Annotated in this window: 6 protein-coding genes and 1 pseudogene; 6 read left to right on the forward strand and 1 reads right to left on the reverse strand. The window is 40.4% G+C overall.

Features of this window, described 5'->3' with window-relative positions; translation table 11 throughout:
• From ACMUMJ_RS16595 to ACMUMJ_RS16610, 4 genes are all read left to right on the forward strand, one after another.
• Nucleotides 1-1,425: efflux RND transporter periplasmic adaptor subunit (locus ACMUMJ_RS16595; RefSeq protein ID WP_414679964.1), on the forward strand; the 1,425-nt coding region annotated here is incomplete at its 5' end.
• The gene (locus ACMUMJ_RS16600; protein WP_414679965.1) at nt 1,422-4,568 is read left to right on the forward strand and encodes an efflux RND transporter permease subunit; all 3,147 of its coding nucleotides are present in this window, start codon (nt 1,422-1,424) and stop codon (nt 4,566-4,568) included. The genes ACMUMJ_RS16595 and ACMUMJ_RS16600, both read left to right, overlap by 4 nt.
• A gap of 142 nt (nt 4,569-4,710) precedes the next feature.
• Nucleotides 4,711-5,070, forward strand: coding sequence for an IS66 family insertion sequence element accessory protein TnpB (gene tnpB, locus ACMUMJ_RS16605; protein ID WP_414679966.1), 360 nt, complete (start codon nt 4,711-4,713; stop codon nt 5,068-5,070).
• A gap of 39 nt (nt 5,071-5,109) precedes the next feature.
• The gene (locus tag ACMUMJ_RS16610; protein ID WP_414679967.1) at nt 5,110-5,568 is read left to right on the forward strand and encodes an IS66 family transposase; all 459 of its coding nucleotides are present in this window, start codon (nt 5,110-5,112) and stop codon (nt 5,566-5,568) included.
• Between the two features lie 114 nt (nt 5,569-5,682).
• Here the strand turns inward: ACMUMJ_RS16610 and ACMUMJ_RS16615 are convergent.
• Nucleotides 5,683-6,181 (reverse strand): annotated as a pseudogene (locus ACMUMJ_RS16615) (transposase).
• Between the two features lie 218 nt (nt 6,182-6,399).
• Here ACMUMJ_RS16615 and ACMUMJ_RS16620 point away from each other — a divergent pair.
• Together ACMUMJ_RS16620 and ACMUMJ_RS16625 are read left to right on the forward strand one after the other, a co-directional pair.
• Nucleotides 6,400-7,068 (forward strand): hypothetical protein, encoded by a 669-nt coding sequence (locus ACMUMJ_RS16620; RefSeq protein WP_414679968.1) that lies wholly within the window; start codon nt 6,400-6,402, stop codon nt 7,066-7,068.
• Nucleotides 7,052-8,056: an alpha/beta hydrolase family protein gene (locus ACMUMJ_RS16625; protein WP_414679969.1), complete on the forward strand. Its 1,005-nt coding sequence runs from the start codon at nt 7,052-7,054 to the stop codon at nt 8,054-8,056. The genes ACMUMJ_RS16620 and ACMUMJ_RS16625 overlap by 17 nt, the downstream gene beginning before the upstream one ends.
• Nucleotides 8,057-8,316: the final 260 nt, after the last annotated feature.

Here is an 8,316-nt window from a genome sequence, read left to right on the forward strand (position 1 = left end):
GGAGCCTTCGCTCAATCGAACTACTGTATAAAAGGCTTTGGTTGCAGCCAAAGCTTGGGCCTCACATTACCCGAACCTAGTTTAAATAATAATTACTTTGTGGGATTATTATCCATACAAGCTCATCAACAAACGAATAGAAAACTCATGAACACCCATAAATTTGGAGACAAATACTGTATGAAACGTTTTTCTCAATGGATTGTTCTAGCTATCATGATTTTTGTTTTAGCTGGGGTGTATTTCTTCATAACCAATGCAATCGATGCAAAAAATAAAAGGACATCAAAGCCTCGACCACCAGCCAAAGAACAAGTATTGGACGTTTCTGTGATTACCGTCTTTGCTGAAAAACACGCCGCAACATTAACGGCATTTGGAACGGCAGAACCTCGTTTCCAATTAAATTTAACATCGAAAGTAAGTGGAGACCTTATAGACTTAAACCCTTTATTTGAAACGGGTAAACAAGTGAAAAATGAGAGTACGCTTGCCACTCTGCATAATTATGAATTGTTATCGCAATTTGACCAAGCCAAAAGTCAAATAGCAAAAGCAAGACTTTCATTTGAAGAAGAAGTAAGGCAAGTAGAGCAAGCAAAAGCGGAATGGAAAGCGGCGGGATTTATCGGAGAACCCGATTCTGACTTAGTACTACGAAAGCCTCAGTTAGAGGTTACAAAAGCAACTCTAATTGAAGCAAAAAGCGCACTTAAAAAAGCACAAGATGATGTTAACCACTTAACTGTACGCGCTCCGTTTGATGCTTTAATAGTAACACGAGACGTGTCACTGGGATCTCAAGTGCAATCAGGTACAAAACTAGGCACATTGTACAGCACTGACAGAATTGAAATCACCTTACCACTCACACCGAAGGATTGGACAAAACTTCCGGCTCCTGAAGAGATGATTCAAAATAAATGGCCTATTGCCATTACCTCTATTAATGAGACCACGTTAGGCAAGAAAGAAGTATGGCAAGGCTATGTTCTAAGAGCCGCCAATCATATCGATACGACCACAAAAATGCGCAGCCTTGTCGTGGCGGTGGATGATCCTTTTAGTCTAAAGCCTATCCTGCTTCCGGGCAGTTTCGTTCAAGCGACATTGTTTGGAAAACCCTTAAACGACTTATGGCGTTTACCCAGCTCAGCTCTTAGCCAAAAAAGTGATATTTGGTATGTGGATTCAGATAATCGACTTAAAGCCTTTCCCAGCACCCCCATATTTATGGATAAAGACTCAGTTTATATTCAAGCACCAAATGAACTGAAAAACACGCCACAAAAAGTACTCATAAGGCCGTATAACAGTTACATCCAAGGTGCCTTAGTGAATCCTATTGAAAGTACATCCAATAAAAACATGCATATAAAGAAAGCCCCCATGGATCAATCTAATACTAAGGCGGCACAACCATGAGCTTACATGAGAACCAACGGGGTATTATTCCATGGTTTGCTCTAAACCCTGTTGCAGCGAACTTATTACTTTTCTTAGTTATTGCTCTCGGTATTTTTACCGTTGGGGATTTAAATAGAGAAACATTCCCAAGCCTTGAACCAAATAGAATCAACGTTTCCGTTAGCTTTGATGCAGGCTCAGCAAAACAGTCAGAAGAAGGGATCGCCATACTGATTGAACAAGAATTAGAAAGCATAGAAGGCATTAAGAACATAACGACTACATCTAATTCCAATGGCGTCAGAGCCAATATCGAAAAATCCACGGGGTATGATATTGATCTACTCGAACAAGATATTAAAGATAAAATGGACAATATCCGTTCTTTTCCAGAAGAAGCGGACCCTGCTGTAATCAGTAAGGTCGCTCGACAAGAGCATGCTATCTGGTTGCAACTTCATGGAAATGCAGACAGAAGAACACTACAAAGATTATCGCAAGAGCTCAAAGTTGATTTATTGAGCCATCCAAATATTGGCTTGGTCACCGTTTCAGGTGAACGAGATCCGACCATTTTAATCCATGTCGATAAATCAAAGTTAGAGCTCTACGGGTTAGCACTCTCAGATATAACCGATGCGATTAATAAAGAATCCAACCCATCTCGGGTAGCCACATTAAGAGATGAAAACCTGTATTTAAATGTAAAAGCATCAGATCAAGCTTACGTTACCAGTGAATTCTCCACGATCCCCGTTGTAAGCCTTTCAACGGGAGGTCAGTTATTGCTTGGAGATATTGCCAGTATTCGCGATACCTTTAATGACGATAATTATGTTTTGTCTCGATTTAACGGCCAAAACAGCCTTGCTTTACAAGTATTAACCACAGGCGAAGATGACATTTCCAATTCAGCCCTAGGAGCAAAAGAAGTCGTTAATCAATGGCTTGATTCCGGACGTTTACCAAATGGCATTCAATTAAGCCATTGGGAAGATCGCAGTGAATCAATAAATCAACGTCTTGACCTAATGATCAAGAATGCCGTTACTGGCATTTTACTTGTCTTTATCCTGTTGGCGATATTCTTGAACGTCACTGTCGCATTCTGGGTTGCTATGGGATTGCCATTTATCTTCTTCGGTACGCTTTTTATCATGGGGACCGAGCACATTAATTTAACCTTAAACATGTTTACTACATTTGGTTTTATTATGGCACTCGGCATCGTTGTGGATGATGCGGTGGTGGTTGGAGAAAGTGTGTATACCGTCCGCTCTCAAGAAGGCGACACTCTCGCTAATACGATAAAAGGCACAATGCAGGTCGCTGTCCCAACGTTATTTGGTGTCTTCACTACGGTTGCAGCATTCTGGGCACTGTCCAACATTGAAGGTCGATTAGGGCAACTTTATGCTCAATTCGCCCTTGTTGTTGCTATCTGTTTAGTACTTTCTGTAATTGAATCAAAACTCATTTTGCCCGCTCATTTAGCGCATTTAAATACGCAAAACAAAAGCAGTGAGAATGTATTTATTGGTGCATGGCATAAGGTTCAATACGCCGCTGATTACGGCTTAACCTGGTTTAGCGATAAAGTGTATCAACCACTTATTGGCTTCGCACTGCATTATCGATACGCTATGTTGGTTCTGTTTATTAGCGTCTTTACTCTGGTTATTTCAATGCCTTTTACTGGTGCAATCAGAATAAGTTTCTTCCCTCAAATCCCAGGCGACACAGTTCGAGCTAACATTTCTATGTACAATGATGTCAGCTATGGGCGAACCAATGACGCTTTGTTATTTATGGAACAACAAGCCTACAAAACAGATAAACGCTTAATGCAGAAAAACGACTCTGAAGGCCAAGGCATTCTCAATCTTCAAGTAAGTTCCTCGAATGATCAATCAGGGGCTTTACGTGTTGAGTTGAATGAACACTCCCCTTACAGTGCTCGAGAGTTTGCACAAACATGGCAAAGACTAATTGGCACACCAGAAGGCGTACAAAACTTGCGTATACGCAGTGCCAGAGAAACCATTGATGCATTGCGAGTTGAGCTAAGAGGCGACGATGCAGAGCTCTTATCCGCAGCCACTCAAGAAATGCGTATACAGCTCAGTTCATTACCCGCGATTCCAAGTGTAGAGGAAAACACGGAGCCCAAAGAACCTCAGATAACACTTACCTTGAACTCTCAAGGCCGAGCGCTAGGCCTAACAACCAGCGATTTATCTCGTCAAGTGGCGAATAACTTTGGCACAACGGTCGTTCAATCCTACCAAAGAGACAACAGTGAAATTGAAGTCCTTATTGGTTACTCTGAAAAAGACCAGCAAGGCCCTACAAAATTAGCTGACACTAAGATCTTACTTAACAATGGGATACGCGTCCCTATCTCATCGGTTGCAGACATTAGTACACAATTTGTCGAAACAGAAATTGTTCGAATCGATGGTAAACGCTCAGAGTATCTTTCTGCTGAAATAAGTAAAGACGTCATGTCTTCCACCGAAGTAGTCGAATATTTAAAAAACGCCGTTGTGCCATCCATACAAAAACAATTTTCAGGAGTGGATATATACTTTTCTGGCGAAGCCGAAGCAAGAGAGGAAACACAATCCTCCATGATTAAAATGTTTCTAATTGCGCTACTCATTATTTATGGACTCTTAGCCATTCCGTTAAAATCTTACGGCCAGCCTTTTATTATAATGATGGCGATCCCTTTTGGCATTATTGGCGCTTTGTTAGGGCATTGGTTTAATGGCTTGTCGTTAGGCATTTTATCATTGAATGGTATCATTGCGCTTAGTGGTGTGGTGGTGAACGACAGTTTGCTCCTTGTCTCTCGTTTTAATGACATTAAGAAAAACACAAGCCACATAACGCAAGCGATTAAAATCGCCTGCACTGGCCGTTTAAGAGCCGTATTATTAACATCGTTTACGACTTACGCAGGTCTTATGCCTATTCTTAGTGAAGAATCCCGTCAGGCTCAGTTCCTTGTACCTGCAGCGGTTTCTCTGGCATATGGAATACTATTTGCCACTGTTATCACTTTAGTGCTAATTCCTATATTACTGATGATAATGGAGGATCTACAGAGTCTAACAAAGAACACATTTCGTCCGGTTAAAAAACAGAACCATGAATAAAATATCACCATCTATTCAATGATTGTGGCTTACATAAAACCGTTTTGTAGCCATAATTTTTTTCAGTGTAAGAGTCCGGTAATCCACACATTCACTCGTTAATTCAATCGCACTAACCTCTCCATTTTTACGGAGATAAATCATGATTGGGTTTTCTGAGCACTTGCCTGTCATATTGATATGCAGTGCGACCGATATGCGTAAATCTATTGATGGATTGTGTGCCATCGTAGCCTATGAATTGGAGCAGGAACCTTGCTTTGATCGCCTGTTTGTTTTCTGTGGACGTACTCGTAACCGCCTCAAAATTTTGCAGTGGTCTGCAAATGGTTTTTGGTTGCACTATAAGTGTTTGGAAAAAGGGGCCTTTAAGTGGCCGGGGATCGAAGATGATGAGCTGTCTCTCACCATTTCAACACGCCAGTTACATTGGCTGTTTGAAGGATTGCCTCTCGAATTAGAGCAAGCGCATCCACATGTTGTGTATCGATATCATGGCTAATACGATTTATGTTAAGGCCGTTATGGTATAATCCACGCCATGATGAAGACAATGAATGACCTCCCTGATGATATTGCACTGCTTAAGAAAATGTTGCTTGAGCAGCAACAGATGTTGACTGAAAAAGATCAACAGATTGCCAAAAAAGACACTGAAATCACACAGTGGCAATCACGCTATCAGCATGTTTTAGAACAATGGCAACTGGCTCGCCAGCGTGCATTTGGCAAAAGCTCTGAGGTCATGCCTGGTCAAGGCGAGTTATTCGATGAACCACAATCTCTGCTCGAAGAAGAGACAGAGCATAAGGCGACTGACACACCTGTTGCACAATCTCGTAAGCAACCAAAGCGTCAGCTATTACCAAAAGACCTACATCGTGAAATTGTGGTGCTCGATATTGCGGACAGTGAAAAAGTCTGTGACGGTTGTCATGGTGCCCTGCATCGTATGGGGAAAGACAAGGCAGAGCGTCTAGGGAACATGCGAATAAGTTGAGCTGCACGCCTTAACATTCTGAAAAGTCCAATGGCAGTCAGTAATGTGGCTGGTTTATCACTTTTCTACCACTAAACAAGGTAATTAAACCTTGTTTAGTGGTTTTTAAACGGATTAACCCCTTGCGGCTCGGATCATCTGATCAACTCGAAACACGTTGGCAAGGGCAAACAACATGGACAGTTTGTTGTCATTTTTAGCTAAACCACGATAAATCGCTTTTCTAAAACCAAATTGACATTTAATTATTCTGAAGGGATGTTCAACTTTTGCTCGAATACTGGCCTTTATGTATCCCGTTTTGATTGGTTGTTTATTTTTTCTAGGATGCTTTTTTAAGACTCTTATTTTGCTCGGAATTTCAGCAATCAGCCAATCGGCTTTGACATCTTTTAGCTCTTCTCGTTTTTGAGCGCCACGATAGCCAGAATCTGCCGAGATAAAGCACTCGTTTCCATGAAGCATTTCCAGCTTTTGGATAGAAGGGTTCAACAACCACTTCAAGCTGATCCCACGGCATCAAGTTATCCATTCGAGTCAAGAAAATCTCTTTGCATGTTTTACGACGTTTGTTGTTGAATTCGCTGTCGGCAAAAGTGAGTTGATGTGACATGGTGAGACTCGAAGGTTAAAAATGAATTGTCTCATGCACAGGACTTATTCGCATCTTCCCCAAGGTATTGTCTTTCAGTTTTCATCATATTGCATTTGACGGTGAGACTGTTGCTGAAATTCGCAGTATTTTAACCGAAGAAGCTAAAATAGATGATATTATAATGTTGAGTTTTAGTGAACTTAATAAGAAAGCTCTTCAGCATAGAGTGAGAATGCATGAGGTTGAAGCTATTAAAATATTCAATATCAAAATCTGATTTAGAGTATGAGGGATTAGCTCAGAGTTATAAAAAATATGAGAGTTTTCAATTTATTGTCCCTAGTAATATTGTTACTCATATTAAAAAGAAATTTTCCATGAATGCCAATATGGTTGCATTTTCGCTATTTAGTATTGCACTTGGGTGTTACTTCGAAACAGATAAGGTTATGATCAATTGTACTGAAGATGGTCGAAGCTGTGAAGGAAGCCATTTACAGGGGCTTGGAATGTTAGCTAGTTATTTTCCATGTAGCGTTGATTTGCCAACATTTGAACTTAATGCAGAAACTGCTTTAAGCATTATTGATGCATACTGGAATGGCTTTAATAGAGATTTTTCTAGTTATTTATCGAAGCTTCAAGGATTAGATAGTACTAATAAAATGAGTCAATTTAAGTTTTCTTATAACTATGACAGCTTTATTGCAACACCAAACCTTAATGACTTCGGAGTTAGAGATAAATCCACCTCAATCTATCCAAAAGTTGGGATATTTGACATTGTTGTTAATGTTTGTAATAGCTATTGTGATTTGAGTGATAACTTAGGGTTGCTTTTTAAGGTTGACTATTCAGATATTTTTATTGACAAGGATAAACTGAAAAATGTTTTTTATTATTGATCTTTCTTCTAAAACGTTTTTGATTATATTCAGCATTCTAATCTTTACGACTACTGCGAATGCTGCTGGCTTTCGTGAGATGTCGGCAGATGGTGTAGGGGTTAGTGTTTGGTATCCGAGCAATGCGCCTTCTTTAGCTCAGCGTTTAGGACCGTTCGATATAGAAATGTCGAGAAATGCCCCCATCAAGGTAGGAAAGTATGAATTAGTACTTTTTTCACATGGGTATAACGGCTTTTATAGAAATCATTTTTTAACCATTCAAGCTCTTGTTAATGCTGGTTATGTAGTTGTTGCTCCACAGCATGAAGCTGACTATTTACTCGGGGGCAGTAAAACTGGCGCAGCATTAAGTTATAGATACTCAGAACTTTCTAAAGCACTTAATACCGTTGTTAGATCTACAGAATTTGGTGACTATATTGATGCCAAAAGAGTTCACGGCTTAGGCTACTCTCTAGGGAGCGTTTCTATCCTGTTAGCCTCAGGGGCAACTTTTTCTTCGCAACGTTATTATGACTATTGTCATCGGAATCAGTCATTAGATCCCAATTTTTGTGAGGATCCAGGTTGGGTTTATCGACTAATTCAGTCCTTTCATCATGATGTTGTGCTACACCCGACTAGTGATTCGTTTAGCGAACAGCCATTAATTTCTGGAAAAGTTATATTAGTTGCTCCGGTATTTCAAGGTATTGAGCCTACTTCAAAGTTATCTATGCGTAATTTGGATGTTTTTGCATTTGACTCCGATGTTGTAGCGATACCTGAATACCATGCTCGTCCATTGTATAAAGCTTTTTCGATTCATACTCCTAGTGAATATCATATTGTACAGGGGCATCATTATGCATTTATAGCGCCTTTTCCTAAATGGCTTGTGGAAGAGGAGGATATCCCTGTCGCTAAAGACCCCGAAGGGTTTGATCGTATTGCATTCTTGAATGTTTTGAATAAAAAAATTGTTGAAATAATGACGAGTGAGTAAGGGAACATGCGATTAAGTCGGCAACATGAGACAATCTTGCCGACTTAAATTAACTGTGACTCCTACCCAGCATGAACCAGCTCTCCTTCGCCGATACCGAATTTACCAGCAAACGCCGCAAAACCCGCAAAGAGCTCTGGCCTGGCATCGAAGATGAGCAATTGTCTCTGCAAGTATCACCAAGGCAGCTCAATTGGCTATTGGGTGGCTTACCTATCCATCTCGATCAAGCTCACCCCAAAGTAGCGTACCGTTATCAC

It is taken from the genome of Marinomonas phycocola (assembly GCF_047525455.1).
Classification (GTDB): Bacteria; Pseudomonadota; Gammaproteobacteria; order Pseudomonadales; family Marinomonadaceae; genus Marinomonas.

Coding starts and splice junctions, on each gene's coding strand:
- tnpB (WP_414679966.1), top strand. CDS start 4,711: ATGATTGGGTTTTCTGAGCACTTGCCTGTCATATTGATATGCAGTGCG.
- ACMUMJ_RS16620 (WP_414679968.1), top strand. CDS start 6,400: ATGAGGTTGAAGCTATTAAAATATTCAATATCAAAATCTGATTTAGAG.
- ACMUMJ_RS16625 (WP_414679969.1), top strand. CDS start 7,052: ATGTTTTTTATTATTGATCTTTCTTCTAAAACGTTTTTGATTATATTC.
- ACMUMJ_RS16610 (WP_414679967.1), top strand. CDS start 5,110: ATGATGAAGACAATGAATGACCTCCCTGATGATATTGCACTGCTTAAG.
- ACMUMJ_RS16600 (WP_414679965.1), top strand. CDS start 1,422: ATGAGCTTACATGAGAACCAACGGGGTATTATTCCATGGTTTGCTCTA.